A 20,402-nucleotide genomic window follows, 5' to 3' on the forward strand; every position below is an offset into this window, starting at 1 on the left:
AGACTCCCCATTATGAAAGCGATTGCCTTTACCCAAAGTCTGCCTATTGATCATCCTGATGCACTTCAAGAGATTGAGTTACCGATCCCAACACCAGAAGCCCACGATATTCGTGTTGCGGTTAGCGCCATTTCCGTAAACCCCGTTGATGCCAAAGTGCGCAACAGCGCCTTGCCGAAAACCGGCGAGCCGCGCGTACTTGGGTACGATGCTGTGGGCATTGTGGATGCCGTTGGCAGCGCCGTTACGCGTTTTCAGCCAGGTGACCGGGTGTGGTATGCGGGTAACGTTGCTCGCCAAGGCTCTAACGCCGAGTTTCAACTGGTCGATGAGCGCATCGCCAGCCTAGCGCCAAAAAGCCTTTCTGACACTGAAGCCGCTGCGCTTCCATTAACCGCCATTACCGCTTGGGAACTGCTGTTTGACCGGCTAGAGCTGGGCATGCGCGATACCCAAGGCAAAAGCCTGTTGGTGATTGGCGCAGCGGGGGGCGTGGGCTCAATCCTTGTGCAACTTGCCAAACAGCTCACCGATATTACTGTTATTGGTACGGCGTCTCGGCCCGAAAGCCAATCCTGGGTGAAGTCGCTAGGCGCGGACGCAGTGATTGACCACCACCAACCACTTGATCAGGCGCTTAAAGTGGCAGGCTTTGACGGGGTGGATATGGTGATCAGCCTTAACCAAACCGATCACCACTTTGAGGCCATTGTTGAAGCCCTTAAGCCTCAGGGCAAATTGGCACTGATTGATGACCCGGAACTGATCGATGTGCGGAAGCTCAAAGTGAAAAGCCTTTCGCTGCATTGGGAGCTGATGTTTACCCGCCCGTTATTCACCACCGACGATCTTGCCAAGCAGCACGATCTGCTCACAGAAGTGGCAGCCATGGTCGATGATGGAAGGCTAACAACCACCTTAGGCGAGGTGTTAGGCCCCATTAATGCTGAGAATCTAAAACGCGCGCACGCACTTATTGAGAGCAACCGCACGATCGGCAAACTGGTCTTGGAAGGTTTTTAAACAAAAAATTGCTTAATGGGCGCGACGGCCCTGGCACAAGGCCGTTGCACTCTGAGGCGTGAACCATCACATTAGGCAGCCACGACACCAAGAGAATCGAGTCACCCCATGCATGACGATTTTGTGGCCAACCTGCGCCTGCTCTGCAGCTACTACCCGTCTATTGCAGAGGTTTGTCGGCGTTTAACGATCAACCGTGCTCAGTTTAACCGCTACCTGAGTGGGCGCTACCGCCCCAGCCACGCCGCTCTTCAGCGCATTTGCCACTTTTTCGGCGTCACCACTGAGGATATCGCGCTACCCCATCATGATTTTCGTGCTCTGGTACAAACCGGCCAGCTCAATAGAGAAGCAACCCCAGCAACGCTGCCTTGGCCTAACGCGCTGGTTCAGCGCGGCAGCGAAGGCATGGAGCGCTATATTGGCCGTTACTTTGAGCTTTATCACTCAATGTCGCGACCGGGGCAGTTAATGCGAACTTTGGTGTGCCTGGAAGCACGGGAAGGTGGCGTGGTCTATCAGCGCACCGAGCGGATGCAGACCACGCCCGGCTCCCGCCCGTGTCACAATCGTTATGTAGGTACCGCGGTTAAGCTTGCTGATCGACTCTTTTTGGTCGACCACGAAACCCTTAACGGCCATGAAATCACTCAGACGATTCTGTTTCCGAGTTTTCAGAGCCAAGTAACGCGTTTGACCGGCTTAAAAATAGGCGTGGCGGATAACAGTGAACGCATGCCCTGCTGTGTGCGGGTGGTGTATCAACGCCTGGATGAACAGGTCAGCCTGCGCGAAGCGCTGGCACAGTGCGGTTTAATAACACTGGACGACCCTTCACTTGATGACGCTCTAATAGCCGCCACTCGAAACGATGTGGCCGCTGATGAGCATCACTTCAGAGCTCGTCACTAGAGCACGGATGTTTAAGTAGGTAAGCGTTAAGAGGAAGGCACCAGCACTTGCTGGAACAGAATCTTTTCAAAGTGTTCCATGGGCTCGACGGATTTCAACGTCTTGGCGCGTAGAATAGCGCCTTCCCAGCCGGTAAGAATAAAGCTGGCTAGCGCTTCTGGGGGCGAATGGGTGGCAATATCTCCCCGCGCCTGGGCATCTTCCAGGCAGCGCACAAAACGCTGCTCCCAGCGCTGAAAGACTAGATTTAGCGCATCGCGGAAGGTATCGCTCTGCCCCGAAAGCTCTTGGCCAAGGTTGCCAATCAAACAGCCCGTGGCGTGGTCGCACTCGTGCATATGCTCACGGCCAGCCGCGAAGTAACGTTTTAGACGCTCAAGCGGCGGCGTGTCATTATCTTCCAGCAGCGCCATCAACGTTTCATCATAGCTGGCGGCAAAACGCTCGATCACCGCCAACCCGAAATCTTCTTTGCTGGAAAAGTAGTGATAGAAAGAGCCTTTAGGCACACCGCAGGTTTTTAAAACGGCATTAATGCCCGTTGCGTTGTAGCCTTGCTGACTAATCAGCTGGGCGCCGCTATCGATTAATTTGTCGCGCGTTGCAGTATTTTTCATATGCCTAAAGTAGACCAGTCAGTCTATTGCTTTCAAGTGAGAGAAAGCCAAGTGAATGAAAGCCAATTTGTAAGAGAACCCAATTGTAAGAAAATCTAGCTGTAAGAAAGCCTGGTTAAGTGGCAATTGCATGTTATTTGCACATTTTTTGACTAATGGCTGCTTAACAATGCGCGATGCTGGGCTTTGTACGAAAACTGCCTGCGCTCGCCAATACGGCGTTAAAAATCAACTCGTGCCCGAGTCCGATCAAAATGTTCATTTACACCCGTAAATTCGCACGCGAATCCGATCCTTTTTTCGTTGATTTTTGCCTTATCTAGCCTTCGCTCGGCGACTTTTCGTACAAACCCTAGCATCATACGCTTATTTTTCTGGAATTTTCGCTCCCAATGGATGACGCGCGGTAATGACTCTTTCTCGCTATTACGCTACGAATCAACATGGCCGCATTCGTTTGGGTGCTGTGGTCGCATTATTGATTCTTATTACCACATTGGCCCTTGCTTGGTGGATCATTACTCAACCACCGCGTATAGAGCGTACCCCACCGCCAGAGCCTCTGCCTAGTGTGGTAGACGTTGTCACGGTGAATGCCAGTTCCCAGGCACCCAACCTGTACGCTTTTGGGCGTGTTGAAGCAGAGCAGGAGACGATGCTGGCCAGCCGAGTAGCGGGCCAATTGGAGCGTTTTGCTGATAACGTTGTGCCCGGTCAGGTGGTCGAGCAGCAGGCCCCTGTAGCCTATATAGACCAAGCCGACTTGGCCCTGAGCCTTGAAGATGCTGAGGCGCAGTTGTCCAATGCTCAAGCGCAGCTGGCGCTAGAGCAGGCGGAGCAGCAACGCGCCCGCAGCGAGTACGAATCTTTTGGTCGTCAGCTCTCAGCAGAGCGGCGGTCACTGGTACTACGCGAACCGCAGCTGCGCCAAGCACAGGCCCAAGTCACCCAAGCACGAGTGGCCCGCGACCAAGCGGCGCTGAATGTGGAACGCGCCACTCTCACTGCTCCCTGGCGGGCCATGGTACAAGAGCGCCTGGTCGGCGCCGGCAGCCTGCTCAGCCAGGGTACAGAAGTAGTCCACTTGGTGGGCGTTGAGCAGTTTTGGGTGCGCGCTTCGCTTCCCAGCGAGTGGACGGAGTGGCTGGAATCGGGCAGCAGCGTTACGTTAACCAGCCGCGGCTGGCCCGAAGGCGCCACACGCGAAGGACTCCTGGTCTCAATGCTACCCAGCCTTGAAGAGAATGGCCTGCAGGCACAGCTGTTGATTGCGGTTAACGACCCGCTCGCCCTAGAGACCGACGGCCCTGCCCTGCGCCTGGGCGATGTCCTGCGCGCCTCTTTTCAACCGGCTATTCAGGAGCAGCTTATTTCACTACCTTCTGCGGCTCTCCGCCCGGGTGACGTAGCGTGGCGGGTAGATGAAGAGAATCGTTTACGCCGAACGCCGGTCACCCTGGCTTATCGCGGGGAAGATGATGCTTTGATTCGTGGCGGCTTGGAAACCGGCCAGCAGGTCGTCACCGCGGGCTTGGCCCAGCCCAGAGAAGGCCAGCTAGTGCGCATTCGTCACCCCAACGACACCCCGGCTCAAGCAGGAGATGGACCGGGAGATGAATCATGAAGGTACCACGCGGCCCATTGGCTTGGATGGTAGATCACGGGGTAGCCCCCAACTTATTGATGGTGCTGTTTATCGTCGGCGGCCTAATGGCGTCGCTAGCGATTAAGAAGGAAGTGTTCCCTGAATTCGACATCGAAGTTGTGCAAGTCACTATCAGCTACCCTGGCGCCACACCAGAGGATGTGGAACAGAGCCTGCTGCTACCGGTGGAAGCCGCGATTGCCGATGTAGAGGGCATCGACGAGCTGACCGCGACGGCCAGTGAAGGCAGCGCCAGCGTCTACGCAACGCTGATTGATGGTGTGGATGTGATGCGCGCCTATCAGGATATCCAGCAGGCGGTGAACGCCATCACAACCCTACCCAGCGCTGCCGATCCACCCCGCTTTACCCTCGCGGGGCGCTCCCGCAGCGTGTTGAGCCTACAGGTTTACGGCCAAGTCGGTCTGGAAGCACTGCACAACGCGGCCGAAGATGTACGCGGTGAACTGCAAGCCACTTCCGGCATCTCCCGTGCGGAGCTATCCGGCAACCGCGAGCGAGAGATTCAAGTCCACTTGGACGAAGAGGCCATCGAGCGCTATGGCCTTGATCACCAGGAACTTGCCAACCGCATTGCCGAAGAAGCCCTTGATCTTGCTAGTGGCCAGCTCACTACGGAAGAAGGTGAATGGCTGATTCGCTATCAGGGACGGCGTAACAGTGCCGAGGCCTTTGCCGAGCTGCCGATTCTGACCAGCACCCAGGGGGCGCCGATTACCCTGGGCGAGATCGCCAGAGTCAGCGATGGCTTTGCCGAAACCGACCGAGAGGAGTTTTATAACGGCCAGCCCGGTCTCTCTGTGGATGTTTACCAGATTGGTGATCAAACCCCGACCAGTATTTCGGAAGCGGTCAACGGTGAGCTTGAGCGCCTACGCGCAGGTATGCCAGAAGGCGTCAGCCTGGATATTTCCCGCGACAGCTCAGAAGTTTACGAAGATCGTCTTAGCCTGCTGTTAAAAAACGCCTGGATGGGGCTAGCGCTGGTATTGGTACTCATGGCGCTATTTTTGGAAGCGCGGTTGGCGTTCTGGGTCACCCTGGGCATTCCAACGGCGTTCCTGGGTGCCATGCTGTTTCTGCCCTGGATCGGCGTCTCGCTCAATATGATGTCGATGTTCGCCTTTATTATCGCCCTGGGGATCGTGGTAGATGACGCCATTATCGTTGGTGAGAATATCTACAGCTACCGGGAAGAGGGTTACTCACTGCGCGATGCGGCGGTCAAAGGTGCCAGCGAAATTGCCACGCCGCTAACCTTTGCGATTCTGTCCAATATCGTCGCCTTCCTGCCGCTGCTATTTTTACCCGGCTTTTTGGGACTGATTTTTGCCACCGTGCCGGTAGTGGTGGTGACGGTATTCTTGATTTCCTGGCTGGAAGCCTTGGTGATTCTACCCGCTCACCTGGCGCATAGTCGCAAACCGCGCCAAACCCCGGCGTGGCAGCGTCCCCTTGAAGCACTGCGCCAGCGCCTTCAGGGGGGCCTGCACCACTTTACTTATCACCAGTTCGAACCGTTCCTGCAACGCGCCCTCAATCAGCGCCTGCTGAGTATTTCGCTGGGCATCGCGATTCTGTTGATCGCGCTCTCCTGGGCGATGAGTGGGCGTTTGGGCTTTTCCCTGATGCCACGGGTCGAATCGGATCAGGTGCAGGCCACGGTCACCCTGCCCATTGGTAGCAATATCAACGTTAGCCGCGAGCTTAGCCAACAGTTGCTCGACGCCGCCGATGCCCTCAGCGAGCGCGAAGAGACACTTAGCTTCAGCAGCTCACGCAGCCGCTTAGATGGCGAAAGTTTGGAAGTGCGTTTGGATATTGCCAGCGAGAGCCTGGAAGCGTGGCCACCCTCGCGTATCGCCCGGGAGTGGCGTGATCTCACCGGCGATTTACTCGGCGCCCAGTCGGTTCGTTTTGAAGCCGATGTCGGCGGGCCCGGTAGCGGCGCGGCACTCAGCCTACGTCTTTCGCACCCGGATACTCAGGTGCTGGAAGCCGCCGCCGAACGCTTAGCGGAAACGCTGGGCGGCTATGGCCTCACAGATATCGACAGCGGCCTTGGTGACGGTAAACCGCAGTTAGAAATGCGTCTTTCTGCCGAAGGCCGCGCCTTGGGGCTCACGGGTAATAATCTAGCCCAAGCCCTGCGCGGGCCACTCCAGGGCGCCACCGCGCTTGAACAGTACGTGGGGCGCAGCGAAATCAGCGTTGAGGTACGTTTACCCACCGACAACCGCGACAGTTTGAATGAGCTCTACCGCATGCCGGTGCGCACACCTGATGGGCTGAGTGTACCGCTATCGCGAGTGGCCGACATTACCATCAGCCAAGCCTCTAGCAGCCTTGAACGCATTAACGGGCGGCGGATTATTACCGTTACCGCTGACTCGGAAAGCGATGTGGCCATCAATCAAGTGCTCGCCACGCTCCAGGAAGAGGAGTTTCCCAGTCTGGAAGCGACCTGGCCGGGGTTGGAAGTCAGCATGGGTGGCCGTCAGCAGGATACCGCCGACAATTTAGCCACGCTAAGAACTTCCATGTGGTTAATGATTGCCGCGCTCTATGCACTGCTGGCGATCCCGTTTAGAAGCTACCTACAACCACTGCTGGTGCTGGCCGCGATCCCCTTTGGCATTGTTGGTGCCGTCGCTGGACATATGATCATGGGCTTCGGGCTATCCATCATTAGCCTGCTGGGTATGCTGGCGCTCTCAGGCGTGGTCATTAACGACGCCTTGGTGCTGATTGATTACGCCAATCGCAAACGCCGTGAGGGCATGGCCGCCCGGGAAGCCATTGTGGCAGCAGCCACCCGCCGCTTACGCCCGATAATGATGACCACGCTGACGACCTTTCTAGGTCTGGCACCGATGATCTTGGAAACGTCCAGACAAGCGCGCTTTATGATCCCCATGGCGATCTCGCTCGGCTTCGGTATGCTTTTCGCCACAGTGATACTGCTGATCCTGGTGCCCTGCCTCTATTTAGGCATGGAGAATGTTCGCGAGCGGCTCAGCGCGCCACGCCAACCGACACTAGATAAAAACCCTAGCCAAGAAGAAGGAGCCCACTGATGGCCTTGCTCACAGCCATACGTCAATGGCGCCCCTCTCGGCTGGGGCTCAAGCTGTTCGTGATTATTCTCAGCGTCAATGTAGCGATCTCAGCGAGTATGTTTCTTGCTGTCTCGTACAGTATTGACCGCGGCTTTCTCGACTACCTCAACCAGGCCCAGGAACGCCGTGCCACACTGCTGGCTGACGGCCTCGTGACTCGCTGGGAAACCCAGCAGAGCTGGGGATGGCTGGAGCAGTCACCGGAACGCTGGCCGTATATTGTCCGCTTTGAACTGGGTCAGGAGCATAGTGACCGCCCTTCGCCACTCGGTGAGGCGCGGGACTTCACCCTGCGCGCAGCGGATGGCCGTTTTGTGGTGCTCCCCAGGAGCGGGCGCGAAGGTTCGGGCAGTTGGCATTGGCTAACCCTTCGCAGCGGCGATACCGATATCGGCTCGCTGGGTTTTCGGCCGCCCCGAGAAATGATGGAGCGTATGGAGAGCCGCTTCCTTGAGCGCCAACAGCGTAACTTGGTGCTTATCGTGATATCACTCTGCGTTGCCTCACTGCTACTGGCAGGCGGGCTCTCCTGGTGGCTGGGGCGACGCACTCGGGCACTGGCGGGCGCCACGCTGCGGCTTACCGAGGGCGACTATCGCACTCGACTGCCTGAACGCGGTCGCGATGAGCTATCGCGCCTGGCACGCGACTTCAACGTATTGGCGGCAACGCTGGAGGCCAGCCGCGATGCCCGCGCCCGCTGGGTTTCTGATACCGCCCACGAGCTGCGCACGCCGCTGGCGGTGCTGCGCGGCGAAATCGAAGCCATGCAGGATGGGATTCGTCCATTGAATCAGGAGAACCTTAGCTCCCTCGCCCAGGAAGTGGGGCAGCTAGAGCGTTTAGTGGCGGATTTACGCTTGCTATCGCAAAGCGATGCTGGCGCGCTGGATATTCAGCTGGCGCCGATGGATCTTAGCGACTGCCTTGCCAGCCGCCTGTCCGACGCCGACCGCTGGTTAGTCGAAAGCGGTTTAACGCTGACCGAACAGATCGAGCCTGGCATTATGATTCGTGGCGATGCCCAACGCCTGCGCCAGCTGTGGAACAACCTGTTGGATAACAGCTGCGCCTATACCCAGCCGCCGGGAGAGCTACGCGTCACGCTTACCGCTCAGCAGGGAATGGCCGTAGTCATCTGGGAAGACAGTACGCCAGGCGTGCCGGAAGGTGAATTAGCCCGTTTGACCGAGCGGCTCTATCGCGTTGAAGGCTCGCGCAGCCGTGCCAGTGGTGGCAGCGGTTTAGGACTTTCAATTGCCAGCGCCCTGGTTAATGCCCACGGCGCAACGCTGACGCCCTCTAGCTCAACGCTAGGTGGGCTACGCTGGACGCTACGTTTTCCGCTGTTGGCTGCTGATTAATATTTCCGGGATTAGTATCACCAAAACTGATAGTACAAGAACCGTTACGCCCTGCTTTCACGTTCACTGTTAAGCGAGTCTACCTTTATGTCTCATGCTGCCTCTTTACTGATTGTTGAGGATGAACCGAAGATTGCCCGCCTAATGACGGACTACTTAACCACCCACGGTTTTGAGGTAACCACCCTGGGCCATGGCGATGAGGTGATACCGTGGCTGGAGCAGCACTCCCCTGCGTTGGTACTCCTCGATATCATGCTGCCAGGCAAAGATGGCCTCACCCTCAGCCGGGAAATACGTCAGCAGTGGCCTGCCATTGCCATCATCATGGTCACCGCCAAGGTAGAAGAGGTCGACCGCTTGCTAGGGCTGGAACTAGGTGCCGACGACTATATTTGCAAGCCGTTTAGCCCCCGGGAAGTCGTCGCACGGGTCAAAGCGGTACTACGCCGCAGCCAAGCGGCGGCCGATGCCCCAGCCGAGGTGCAAAACGCACCGGTGGTATTAAACGAAGATGGCTGGCAGGCGCTCGCCCATGGGCAGGATTTAGGCCTAACGGCGGTGGAGTTCCAACTATTGCGGGTAATGATGCAGGCGCCGGGCCGGATTTTCAGCCGCGAGCAGCTGATGGATCACATGTATCGCGACAACCGCATCGTCTCGGAGCGCACCGTGGACAGCCACATCAAAAAGCTGCGCAAGAAGATCCACGAAGCGCTTCCAGAGCTGGAGATCATCCGTTCTGTCTATGGCGTAGGGTATAAGTACCAGCCGGAGGGATAACAACAGGACTGCTTATGAAGGCGCTTGTAGTAGAAGACAACGTTAATTTAGCCAACTCTATTGCAGCCACACTTAGCGAGGCTGCCTTTAGCATTGATGTCGCCGACGATGGCAGAAAAGCACTCCATATGCTTGAACAGGGCGGATACGACCTGTTGGTGTTGGATCTTGGCCTGCCTGAATTGGATGGCATCTCCTTACTACGCACATTACGCCACCAGCAGGATACGATCCCTGTCTTGATTATTTCGGCACGCGACAGCCTGGATCAGCGCATACATGGTCTTGAAGTGGGCGCAGACGACTATCTATGCAAGCCTTTTTCGTTGGAAGAAGTTACTGCACGTGCCCGTGCGTTAGTGCGGCGTGCCAAGCACTTTGGCGGAGAAACGCTGCAGTGTGGGCGCTTAGAGTTTTTACCTGATGCCATGGAGCTTCGGCTTGATGGCAAACCCTTGCTGTTGCATCGCCGCGAGTTAGAAGTCATGGAGTACCTGCTGATAAACCAAAATCGCCTCGTTAATAAGGATCAAATTATCGACCGACTATCTACCTCCGATGAGTCGGTCAGCTACGCCGCAGTGGAAACTTACATCTCCCGGATTCGTAAAAAAATTGGCTACGATTTCGGCTTAAAAACGGTACGCGGCCTGGGCTATTACCTGGAATCTAAAGACTACGAACCTAAAGACGTGAAAGCCCCTGGCTATGAATAAACGCCAATCGATCCGCAGTCGGCTGCTTTTATGGATTGGACTGCCTTTCACCGCCCTCGCGATCTTGGCATTGATCTCTAGTCACCTGCTGCTGTCTCGCCAAATTAATGCCACCTTTGATGACCTGCTACTTAATGCAGCTCAGAGACTGGAGCGTCGAATTTACACAGCGGATGGTGAGCTACGCATCAATATGCACTATTTCAGCATCAGTACACTTGGCAGCAGAGGTGAAGGAAAAATTTTCTATCGCATTAAAGAAAATGACGGAGACATAATCGCAGGCTTTAGCGGTTTGACAGATCCACCCCAAACGTCGCACGAGCCAATTTTTTATGATGTAGATTATGCGGGCAATGCTTTAAGAGCTGTTGCGCTCACCCTTCCGTTCCGGCGCGGAGGCGAACCGGTAGACATTGAAGTCGTCGTCGCCGAATCAAAGGAAGCCCGCCACACCCTTACCAACGACTTCATGATAACGCTCACAGGATTAATGGTCGTTACAGGATTACTAGCAATTTCAATTGCACTTTTAGCCATTCACCTTGGGTTAGCACCTCTTAACGCGGTTAGCCAAGCCTTGCGACAACGTTCACCGAATGACTTGCATGCATTGGATGATGCAGCCCCAAAAGAGATCCTGCCGCTAATCCAGAGTATTAATCATTTAATGCAGCGTATGCGGCGCAGTATTGAAAGCACTCAGCAGCTCAATGCCGATGTCTCGCATCAACTTAGAACACCTGTCTCAGAAATTCGCGCTTTAACGGAAATGTCGCTTAAAGACCCCTCGCACTCACCCGCTCATACTAGCCTGCGAGAGATTCAACGCATCGCTGAACATGCCAGCCATACCGTTAAGCAACTGCTTAAATACGCCAAAACACGCAGTGAATTAGTCGATACGTCTCATCTCGAAAGTGTCGATTTAATCGCCATTTGCCATGATGCCTGTGCCCAGACTGCCCCTAATATTTATAAACAGAACCAAGAACTCGCCTTTGATCAACATAAAGCAATACCTAACATTTTGGGCGACCCCATTATGCTGCGCTGGTTGGTGACCAATCTCATCGAAAATGCCAGCGTGCATGCGGGTGGCAGCATGGCCTATAGAGGCGTTATAACCGTTGCACTAACGGCTGACACGCGCCAAGTAACGTTAACGGTTAGCGATGAGGGTACCGGCGTGGAGGAAGCGCAGCTTTCCAAATTGACGGAACGCTTTTTCCGCCACAACAAACATACGCCTGGAAGCGGATTAGGGCTGGCCATTGTGGAACAAATTGCCACGACGCACTCTGCCCGACTGGCGTTAACGAATCGGCCCCAGGGCGGCTTTGAGGTCTCGGTGACTTTCCCCGCTATTTAAGCGGCTGATTGACTATTCGCAGCATTAGCGGGGTCATAAAGATCAATAGCAGTAGGCGCAGTATGTGGTGAGAAACAACATAGACTGGGTCGATACCCATCACCATGGCGATCACCGCCATTTCTCCTACTCCACCAGGAATTAACGCAAGCAGGACAGCAACGAAGGCTAGTTGGGTAAAACTTGAAACCAACCACGCCATGAGCGCCGCTAACACCAACGCAAATAGGGCAAAAGTAATCCCATAGCGCCCCATGCTGACTACCTGCGACCACTGAGTCCCTGAAAAACGCGAGCCTACAGAAGCCCCCAGCACCAGAAAGGCTGCAAGCACTACCCCGGTCGGCAGGGAGTAATCAAATCCAAGATTAGCAATAATGGCCCCTGCGGCCATGGGCCCTAAAAACTCAGGCAGAGGAATTCTTAATAAGCGCGCTAACCACCAACACAGTGGTGCCAATAACAGAGGCAAAATATCGACTAAGGCTAGCGCTGATGGTGAACTGGCAAGCGCTACATCATCAACAAAAAAACTCGCCACGAAAGCCGCACCCGAGACCACGGTGACTAAGCGTAGTGAGTGAGAGATGGCGATCCAACGTAAATCTCCATTTGCACGTTCAGCCAGCACCAGCGCTGAATTCATACTCCCTGGATACGAGCAAAAAATAGCATTCATCCGCCCTACTCTTGCTCGGTTAAAAATCCAGAACCCGCCGATCAGCATTAGTCCCATATAAACCAGCATTGCCAGCACACTGGGGTACCACAAAACCAATCCTACGAGCTCATCTGCTTGGATTCGACTCCCGATAAATAGCCCTAGCAGTGCGATGGCGGTGCGGTGTACGCGCTTATCGACACCTGTTTTCACCCCCACCAGTGATAAGCCCATCACCATAAACAGAGAACCAAGCATCCAAGCCAAGGGCAATGAAAAAAGGGTGGCAAACCAGCCACCCACAAAACCCAAGCCAACGGTAATGACAGTTTTTTTCAACATTTCAAATTCTGAATTCAGGAATCATAGTTGAGCAGCCTCTTGACGCGCTTTAAGGCGCTTCATTAGTGGCTGGCTAAATAGTGAGATAAGCAGTAAGGCAAAAATAGCCAGCGTTACTGGGCGCTCAAAAACGTACGTGATGTCGCCACCACTGATTTGGTAGGAGTGAAGTAGCGATTTTTCAGCCAGCGAGCCCAGTAGCATGCCGATCACGGCAGCGGGTACGGAGTAGCCATAGTGGCGAAATATCCAACCGATCACCGCAAACACCAGCACCGTAGCGGGCCCAGTCATATTGCCGGTTAGCCCGAATGACCCCATTACCGCCAGCACCAACACAGAAGGTATCAAGTAGCGCATGGGCACTTTGACGATATTGGCCAAGAGAGGAATAAACAGTAAGCCGATGATCACCAGTAGAAACACCTGGGCAAAGTTAGCGAAGATAATCGCGTAAACCACATCCGTTTGTTGGCGAATAAACTGCGGGCCGCCAGTGATGTTATGCATAGCAAACGCCGCTAACATTACCGCTGTAGCGCCACCGCCGGGAATCCCTAGTGCCAGCAGTGTTGCCATCGAGCCCCCTTCGGAGCTGCTGTTAGCCGCCTCAGAGGCCACGACCCCTTTCGGATTGCCTTTCCCAAATGAATCGGGATCCCGATCACGGCGCTTAGTTTCTATGTAAGAGAGCAGGTTAGACACGGATGAGCCCACACCAGGAACCGCCCCGACCAACACCCCGATCAAACCACCCCGAATCATCACAACAGGGTAACGCATCGCCATTCTGCAGCCTTCGAAGATCTCACTCACCTTGACCTTACGAGCATCGGCGGATTCAACGATGAAGCCCTTGTTGGCCAGCTTAAATAGCTCAGAGGCCGCAAACATACCCATCATGGCCGGAATGACGGGGACGCCGTCCAACAGGTAAGTCTGCCCCATCGTACCGCGTGCCAAGCCGATTTCGCTAAACCCAATCGTCCCGACTAACAGGCCAACAAACCCTGCAATCAAGCCTTTAAGCACCTGTTCGCCTTTTAAGCTCGCAATCAGCGTCATCCCCCAGAGAATCACTACAAACATCTCTGCTGGCCCCAATCTCAGCACCATGTAGGAAAGCGGCTGTATCATAAAGAACAGCACCACGTAGCCCATCAGCGCGCCAATCACCGAGGAGGCTAACGCGACGCCTAACGCCTGGTTATGCTGCCCCTTTCGCGCCATGGGGTAACCATCAAACGCGGTAGCGATTGCCGAAGAGGTTCCCGGAATATTCATCAGAATGGCTGGGATACCGGCACCAAATGAGCCGCCAGTAAAAATAGCGGTAAGGAACAACATGGCTTGAATAAAGTCCATATACATGGTCATTGGCAGGAAAATGGCCATAGCCATTGATATCTGCAGGCCTGGCGTTGCGCCAAAAATAAGCCCCAGCACGATACCCGGCACTACCACCAACCAAGGGCCAAAATTAGAAAAAAGCAGATCAAAACTCTGCCCTACTGCGCCAAAATCAATCATGGTATCTCCTCAGCTTGGAAGCAGCAGCAGTGTCATAGGGTACGGCAGCATCTGCGAGAAAAAGAACGCGACACTCAGCCCAAAAGCGACGCTATAGCCACCTACCAACAACCAATTGCGCTCCCCCTTAAGGATCAGGAAAAGCGCCAGAAACGCTACGGTGGCAATATCAAAGCCTATCGCTTCAAGCGACAGCACATAAACGGCGAAGAGACCCACAACAGGTAATGTTTTATGCAGCGGTTCTTCTTCAGAGGAGCGAAACAGCGAGCCGTGTTTAATACGCAGGATCAACTCGAGTGCAATAATCGCTAACACGATAACGGCAAGTGGCAATATAAGCAGCAGGTTTTGCGGTGTGGCGGATACGCGAATGGCGTCTAATAAATACCATAGTGTAAAGCCAGCCAGACCCATGAGAACGATAAAGTCCCCATAGTCACGTTTACATTCAGACATGGTAAAACCCCATACTGGCCCCTCATTAATGTGAGGGGCCAGCTATCATGGAAGGATTAGTTCGGAAAAACTGCTCGGAAAAACTTGGTCGTGAAAAACCTGTTCGTGAAAATTAGTTAAGCAGGTGAGCGTACTTTTCAAACACCTGATAGTTTTCGCGCATCAGCTCGTTGGAGCGCTCTGGGCCTACCCAAACGCCGCCCATTTCGTTGCGCTCAAGCTGCTCTTGAACATCCTTGCGGGCAAGCGCACTTTGAATAGCCGAGGAGATCTTCTCAAAACGCTCAGGATGCTGACGCTCCATTTCACTGGTCACTGCAAAGCCGCGCATTGAGCCCTGAAGAACGGGCACCTCAAGATTCATCGGCGCCAGCGCTTCATTGATCGGGAGTGCATCCCACTGTTCAATGCGCTCATCACTTACGATCGCCAACGGGGTTAAGAACTCACGGATTCCCTCACTACCCTGGGCACTAATAGAGACGAAATCCACCTGCCCACCCGCTACCGCTGAACGGGCTTCACCGCCGCTGTTATAGGTCACCAAGTTGAGGTTATCTTGGGGAATACCTGCCTCATCAAGCAGCAAACGCACCATTAAGTGACCAGCAGAACCTTGAACCACCGCACCGCGTACTTGACCCTCTTCTTCGCGGATCGCTTCAAGCAGGCTTGGCAGGTCTTCATAACCGCTGTCTTTATTTGCAGCGATTAGATCCAAATCAAACCACTGGAAGTTGATATAAGAAAAGTCGTCGACACTAAACTCTGCATCACCAGTAAGGATCGAGTTGGTTAAGTAAGGAGCAAATGTCGAGGCATAGACGGTATAACCATCGTCAGGCACGTTAAGAACGTAATTAGAAGCAACCTGAGTGCCCGCACCGGGGCGATTAGTTACTTGTACTGGTACACCTAGCTCTTCGGAAATAGGCCCTGACATCATGCGGGCCATACGATCCGCACTTCCGCCGGTGCCAAAACCTACCACCATGTTGAGCGGCCGAGAAGGAAAGTCGTCAGCTACAGCAGGAAGCGCCATTGATAGAGAGGCAATGGCGGCCGTTGCCCCTACCAATATCGATTTGATATTAAACGATAAGGAAGCACTGGAAGTGTTAAGCATAGCGTGGCTCTCTTTTTATAAGTTTGCTTGGTTTTCGACACAGATCTTACCTTGTGTGCTTAAGACGCTACCCCACGAAACTGTCACCAACCTTGCATAAAGTAAGAACGCAACTAAAGTCTAACCCCTGCTAACTACCTGCCAATTAAGAAACGTGATGCCTGCATCAATGGCCATGCAGCAATGATGGCTATCCCTATTGCACTGACTTCCAGGTCACCTAGGTATTCCTTAGCGTAAGCTAAAGTATTGTCTCGGGCTGTCGATAACACTATTAGCCTGCTTTGAACCTATTTATCTAAGCAAGCCTGTGTAGCCGCGGTCGCGCCTGCTTAAAATAGCCCTTAACACTAACGAGAGATTGCCATGACCATCTCTTTACCTACCGGGAGTGCTTCTTTAGACGCACATTCTTTACGTAGTGAGCCGTTAAATGCCGAGAAGGTAACAACTACACCGGTCACTTCTAACGCCGCCCAGGAAGAAGCCAACACCAGCATTCATTTGGATCTTTCGCCCGTGGCTAGAGGCATCGCCTCAGCTTCAGAAAAGGCTGGTAACACACAGGAAGCGAAGAACACCAAAATCGATGAAAGCGATCTCCCGCAGGAGATTAAAGAACTACTAAAGCGAATTGTTGAATATAGAGAAAAGTTAAAGGAGAAACAGCAGGAACTTGAAGATGTTATGCGCGACAAGTCCCTAAACGATGAACAACGCCAAGCAAAACTCGACGCCCTGCAACAGGAAATCAGTAGCCTCAATAATTCGCTTCAAGAGGCTATGAGCCAACTAAGCAAACTCGTCACTCAGATGGATCTTGATGATGGCGCTGTTATCGGAATGATGTCATTGGCCATGTCTTGATGACGTATAACCGTTAAGGATTGACCTGCCGATTAAGAAACGCAATGCCTGCATCAATGGCGCCGCCACGGAATAGAAAGCTGGCGAAGTGGCCGCGCCAGCGCTGCAGATACAGCTCGCTCTCGATGTTATTTTCCTGCAGGGCTTGATAGAAGTCCGTGGCGTGATCCACCGGCACCAGTTGATCCCACTTGCCGTGGAACAGAAAAAATGGCGGCGTCTGCGGAGTAATTTGCCGTGCGGGAGAGGCTAGGCGATACGCTTCGTTTTCTTCAGCGCGGGTACCGCCGATAAAGTCGACGTCTAAGCGTCCATCGTCAAACTTAAGCAAATCACTAGGTAGCCCTCCTGCCAATACTGCAGCCAAACGGCTCTGCTCACCGCCGTAAGGTTCAGCCAGCGGCCCCTCTACTCCCGCCACTGCCAGCAAACTCACTAAATGCGCCCCCGATGAAAACCCCACCCCGACAATACGGCTCGTATCCACCTGCCACCTATCGGCATTGGCGTGAATCCAGGCCATCGCCTGTTGCAAGTCGTGCAGTTGGCTGGGGAAGCGATACTCCGGCGCAAAGCGGTGTTCAATATTAACCGCCACATAGCCTTGCCCTGCTAAGCTCTCAGCGATGCTCTGCATATCTTCCGGTGTGCGATTACGCCAGCCGCCTCCATGCACAACTAAGGCAGCAGGTCGCAACCCACCGAGCGAGTCGTCGGGTAGATAAACATCAGCTGTTAACGCCTGGGGCCACTCTTCGGGCGTATAAGTGGCAGGTGACAAGCGCGTAAAAGGCTGGGGTTCGCGCAGCGCATTGCTCTCAATCGCAGGCTCACCCTGGCTAACGTGTTGGGCAGCGCTACAAGCACTCAGCATTAAGGCAATGGCCCCCAGGCCAGTCACGCGGCGGAGAGAGGTAAACGCGCAACGCTGCTGCCATACGCGAAGTTGCTCGGTTCGCGACATGATGCTTCTCCTTGAAAAGTAGGTGACCCCTCACCTAGCGACTACGACCTGCAACAAGCCAATAAGATCATGATTGTTGCACACTATCTGCAAACGGTTTGCACGTCGCCTAGCGATACTGTCATCGTCAACTCATCAGGAGAGTACTTATGAACGTTTCAAGTGCTAGGAAAATGTCAATTCGCCAACTGTTAGCCCCCGCCCTGCTGGCTATCGCCATTGCTCCATTAGCGTTTACCGCTCAAGCAAATAGCCACGGTGACCATGAAGGGCAAGGCCCTGATCGCGAACGCATGGAAGAGCGCATGGAGGAGCGTCGCCAGGAAGTGTACGAGCGTGCAGATATCTCAGCAGAGAAACAGGCAGAGCTTAACGAAGCACACGCTGAACATCGCGAAGCCATGCAGGCACTGCGTGAAGAGCATCACGAACGGGTAGCTGAAATTCTCACAGAAGAAGAGCAGCAAGCACTGCGCAACGCCATGCAAGAAGCCCATGAAGAGTATCGTGGCAAGCACGGCAAACGTGGCCATCACGATGGTAATAGTGACGAAAACGCCGACAGCGAATAAACGCAGGCCAAGCCTCAAACCTTGATCCAACGCCCGGTTTTCCGGGCGTTTTTGTGTCTGCGCTTTCATCAGCACGCTGATAACTCCACGCTAATTCAACCCAAATAGGAAGGTTAACTTGAAGGGGGACACTTAATCGCGTATTTTATTTGAACGTTCATTCAAAATAAAAATTCATCTTTCAACAACAGGAGTCCGCCTGCATGGCGAAAGACAACCCCATCCTCCCCTCCCGCGACCGCCTCAATCCCGTGGTTTTCCACGGCAGTGTGGCGGGTATCGTTATCTTTTTAGTACTCACCATGCTGTTCACCGAGCAAGCCGGTGCTTTTTTTGATGCCGGGCTTGCCTGGGTCAGCAAAACCTTTGGCTGGTACTACATGCTGGCGATTGTTGCCTACCTGGTCTTTGTGGTTGCTATTGGCATGTCACGCTTTGGCAGTATTCGCCTAGGGCCCGACCACTCCCGACCCGAGTTTTCGCTACTCTCCTGGTCAGCCATGCTGTTTGCCGCGGGTATCGGTATCGACCTGCTGTTTTTCAGCGTTGCCGAGCCAGTGGCCCACTATTTGGCACCGCCGGATTTAACCCCGGAGAGCCAGGCCGCAATGCGTAACGCCGTCGTCCAAACCTATCTGCACTGGGGGCTCTCCGGCTGGGGGCTGTACGTGTTGATGGGTATGGCGCTGGCCTACTTTAGCTACCGCCATCGCCTGCCGCTAGCGATCCGCAGCGCGCTCTACCCAATTCTAGGGAAGCGTATCCACGGCCCCATTGGTAACGCGGTGGACATTACCGCGGTTATTTCTACCGTGTTCGGCATTGCTACCAGCCTGGGTATCGGGGTGATGCAGCTCAACTACGGCCTCACCTATATGTTCGGCGTACCGGAAACGCTCACCGTGCAGGTGATTTTGATTGTCTTGGTGGTCGTACTGGCGACGATTTCCGTGGTAACCGGCGTTGAGAAAGGCATTCGTCGCCTCTCTGAGTTCAACATGCTGTTGGCATTGGCGCTGATGCTGTTTGTGCTCTTTTCAGGCGACACCCTGGTACTGCTGGATAAGGTGGTCAATAACGCCGGTGATTATCTATCCGGTTTTGTCGGTGCAAGCTTTGACACCTACGCCTTTGCCGATGAAGGCGCCCAAGAGTGGAAGATGTGGTGGACGATCTTCTTCTGGGGCTGGTGGATTGCCTGGACACCGTTTGTGGGTCTGTTCCTGGCACGTATCTCCCGCGGCCGCACCATTCGTGAATTTGTCGCAGGCGCCTTGTTTATTCCGCTGGCCTTTATGATGGTGTGGATGTCGGTATTTGGTAACAGCGGCATTGAGCTGGTGGCCAACCAGGGCGTTGTCGAACTGGGTGAACAGGCTCTTAACACCCCACAAACAACGCTCTACACGCTGCTTGAGTACTACCCCTATGTCGGCCTAACTGCGGCGGTTGTCACCGTGCTGGGTATCGTGTTCTTTATTACCTCAGCGGACTCCGGTGCACTGGTACTGGCCAACTTCACCTCTATTTTGAGCGACGTGAACCACGATGCGCCGGTGAAACTGCGTATTTTCTGGTCTGCGACGATAGGGTTGATCACCATTGCTCTGCTGATGGCCGGAGGCTTGAACGCACTACAGAGTGCCGTCGTTATAACCGCACTGCCCTTCTCAGTGGTGATTTTCGCGGTAATGGTGGGCATGTATAAAGCGCTGAAACTTGAAGGTAGCAAAGCCGATGCACGCCGCATGATTGCTGGTGGTGCCCCCGGTGGTGACTGGCGAGAGCGCCTGGATCGCGCCCTGGATACCTCTAATCGTGCGGGTGCCGCTGCGACGATCGAGCACTCCATTCGCCCAGCGATGACCCAGTTTGCTCAGGAGCTTGAAAGCCGTGGTCAAACCGCCAATGTGACCGAAGAGCATGTCGAGGGCGAGTCGCTACCGAACCTGACGCTCCAGGTCGACTTCGGTGACGCCACCAGCTTTGTCTACCAAGTGTGTCCGCACCGTATGCGCACACCAAGCTTCATCCCTGCCGATGATGACTTCTATGTACGTCTGGATGTCTACCTGGCGGAAGGTGGACAAGATAAAGACCTTAACGGTTATACCCGTGGTCAGGTGATTGGTGATTTGGTGGCTGAGTATGAGCGCCACTTACACTTCCTCACCTTGGCCGGTGAGCAGATGGGTCATGTTCAGGCAATGCCTGGCACCATCGGCGAACCGCCTGAAGACTCGCAGATATAAGTAAGCATCTGCGCTTAGCCTAAAAAAATCCCAGCCAAGCGGCTGGGATTTTTTGTG

17 protein-coding genes are annotated in these 20,402 nt (G+C 54.3%); 11 read left to right on the top strand and 6 right to left on the bottom strand.

The window, feature by feature from the left end; genetic code table 11:
* The first annotated feature begins 12 nt into the window (after positions 1 to 12).
* Positions 13 to 1,023: a zinc-binding alcohol dehydrogenase family protein gene (locus LMS44_RS17050; protein WP_022522314.1), complete on the top strand. Its 1,011-nt coding sequence runs from the start codon at positions 13 to 15 to the stop codon at positions 1,021 to 1,023.
* Positions 1,024 to 1,131: 108 nt separating this feature from the next.
* On the top strand, positions 1,132 to 1,935 hold the full coding sequence (locus LMS44_RS17055) for a helix-turn-helix domain-containing protein (RefSeq protein WP_022522313.1): 804 nt from the start codon (positions 1,132 to 1,134) through the stop codon (positions 1,933 to 1,935).
* A 26-nt stretch (positions 1,936 to 1,961) separates the two neighbouring features.
* On the opposite strand, the gene LMS44_RS17060 is transcribed toward LMS44_RS17055, so the two are convergent.
* Complete coding sequence (locus LMS44_RS17060) at positions 1,962 to 2,552, bottom strand: TetR/AcrR family transcriptional regulator (protein ID WP_022522312.1); 591 nt, start codon at positions 2,550 to 2,552, stop codon at positions 1,962 to 1,964.
* A gap of 409 nt (positions 2,553 to 2,961) precedes the next feature.
* On the opposite strand from LMS44_RS17060, the gene LMS44_RS17065 reads away from it, so the two are divergent.
* The 6 genes from LMS44_RS17065 to LMS44_RS17090 all read left to right on the top strand — a co-directional run bounded on the left by LMS44_RS17065 (position 2,962) and on the right by LMS44_RS17090 (position 11,572).
* Positions 2,962 to 4,176 carry an efflux RND transporter periplasmic adaptor subunit gene (locus tag LMS44_RS17065; protein ID WP_138799887.1) on the top strand — a complete coding sequence of 405 codons (1,215 nt, stop codon included), beginning with the start codon at positions 2,962 to 2,964 and terminating at the stop codon, positions 4,174 to 4,176.
* Complete coding sequence (locus LMS44_RS17070; RefSeq protein WP_022522310.1) at positions 4,173 to 7,295, top strand: efflux RND transporter permease subunit; 3,123 nt, start codon at positions 4,173 to 4,175, stop codon at positions 7,293 to 7,295. The genes LMS44_RS17065 and LMS44_RS17070 overlap by 4 nt, the downstream gene beginning before the upstream one ends.
* On the top strand, positions 7,295 to 8,701 hold the full coding sequence (locus LMS44_RS17075) for an ATP-binding protein (RefSeq protein WP_009287362.1): 1,407 nt from the start codon (positions 7,295 to 7,297) through the stop codon (positions 8,699 to 8,701). Before LMS44_RS17070 ends, LMS44_RS17075 begins: the two co-directional genes overlap by 1 nt.
* An 87-nt stretch (positions 8,702 to 8,788) precedes the next feature.
* Entirely contained in the window at positions 8,789 to 9,484 is a 696-nt protein-coding gene (locus LMS44_RS17080) for a response regulator (RefSeq protein ID WP_022522309.1), read from the top strand.
* Positions 9,485 to 9,498: 14 nt separating this feature from the next.
* On the top strand, positions 9,499 to 10,200 hold the full coding sequence (locus tag LMS44_RS17085) for a response regulator transcription factor (protein WP_022522308.1): 702 nt from the start codon (positions 9,499 to 9,501) through the stop codon (positions 10,198 to 10,200).
* Entirely contained in the window at positions 10,193 to 11,572 is a 1,380-nt protein-coding gene (locus tag LMS44_RS17090) for a sensor histidine kinase (RefSeq protein ID WP_022522307.1), read from the top strand. Before LMS44_RS17085 ends, LMS44_RS17090 begins: the two co-directional genes overlap by 8 nt.
* Here the strand turns inward: LMS44_RS17090 and LMS44_RS17095 are convergent.
* From LMS44_RS17095 to LMS44_RS17110, 4 genes are all read right to left on the bottom strand, one after another.
* Positions 11,565 to 12,575: an AbrB family transcriptional regulator gene (locus LMS44_RS17095; protein ID WP_022522306.1), complete on the bottom strand. Its 1,011-nt coding sequence runs from the start codon at positions 12,573 to 12,575 to the stop codon at positions 11,565 to 11,567. The genes LMS44_RS17090 and LMS44_RS17095 overlap by 8 nt on opposite strands.
* A 21-nt stretch (positions 12,576 to 12,596) precedes the next feature.
* A complete protein-coding gene (locus LMS44_RS17100; protein ID WP_022522305.1) occupies positions 12,597 to 14,105 on the bottom strand; it encodes a tripartite tricarboxylate transporter permease in 1,509 nt (502 codons plus the stop codon).
* Positions 14,106 to 14,114: 9 nt separating this feature from the next.
* On the bottom strand, positions 14,115 to 14,564 hold the full coding sequence (locus LMS44_RS17105; protein ID WP_022522304.1) for a tripartite tricarboxylate transporter TctB family protein: 450 nt from the start codon (positions 14,562 to 14,564) through the stop codon (positions 14,115 to 14,117).
* Between the two features lie 112 nt (positions 14,565 to 14,676).
* The gene (locus LMS44_RS17110; protein ID WP_022522303.1) at positions 14,677 to 15,690 is read right to left on the bottom strand and encodes a Bug family tripartite tricarboxylate transporter substrate binding protein; all 1,014 of its coding nucleotides are present in this window, start codon (positions 15,688 to 15,690) and stop codon (positions 14,677 to 14,679) included.
* Positions 15,691 to 16,056: 366 nt separating this feature from the next.
* Between LMS44_RS17110 and LMS44_RS17115 the strand changes: the two genes are divergently transcribed.
* Positions 16,057 to 16,557, top strand: coding sequence for a hypothetical protein (locus LMS44_RS17115; RefSeq protein ID WP_022522301.1), 501 nt, complete (start codon positions 16,057 to 16,059; stop codon positions 16,555 to 16,557).
* A 13-nt stretch (positions 16,558 to 16,570) separates the two neighbouring features.
* On the opposite strand, the gene LMS44_RS17120 is transcribed toward LMS44_RS17115, so the two are convergent.
* Complete coding sequence (locus tag LMS44_RS17120) at positions 16,571 to 17,521, bottom strand: alpha/beta hydrolase (protein ID WP_498945820.1); 951 nt, start codon at positions 17,519 to 17,521, stop codon at positions 16,571 to 16,573.
* Between the two features lie 149 nt (positions 17,522 to 17,670).
* On the opposite strand from LMS44_RS17120, the gene LMS44_RS17125 reads away from it, so the two are divergent.
* Together LMS44_RS17125 and betT are read left to right on the top strand one after the other, a co-directional pair.
* The gene (locus LMS44_RS17125) at positions 17,671 to 18,093 is read left to right on the top strand and encodes a hypothetical protein (protein WP_022522299.1); all 423 of its coding nucleotides are present in this window, start codon (positions 17,671 to 17,673) and stop codon (positions 18,091 to 18,093) included.
* A 203-nt stretch (positions 18,094 to 18,296) separates the two neighbouring features.
* A complete protein-coding gene (betT, locus tag LMS44_RS17130) occupies positions 18,297 to 20,345 on the top strand; it encodes a choline BCCT transporter BetT (RefSeq protein ID WP_022522298.1) in 2,049 nt (682 codons plus the stop codon).
* The last annotated feature ends 57 nt before the right edge of the window (positions 20,346 to 20,402 follow it).

Source organism: Halomonas profundus (assembly GCF_020865425.1).
GTDB lineage: Bacteria > Pseudomonadota > Gammaproteobacteria > Pseudomonadales > Halomonadaceae > Vreelandella > Vreelandella titanicae.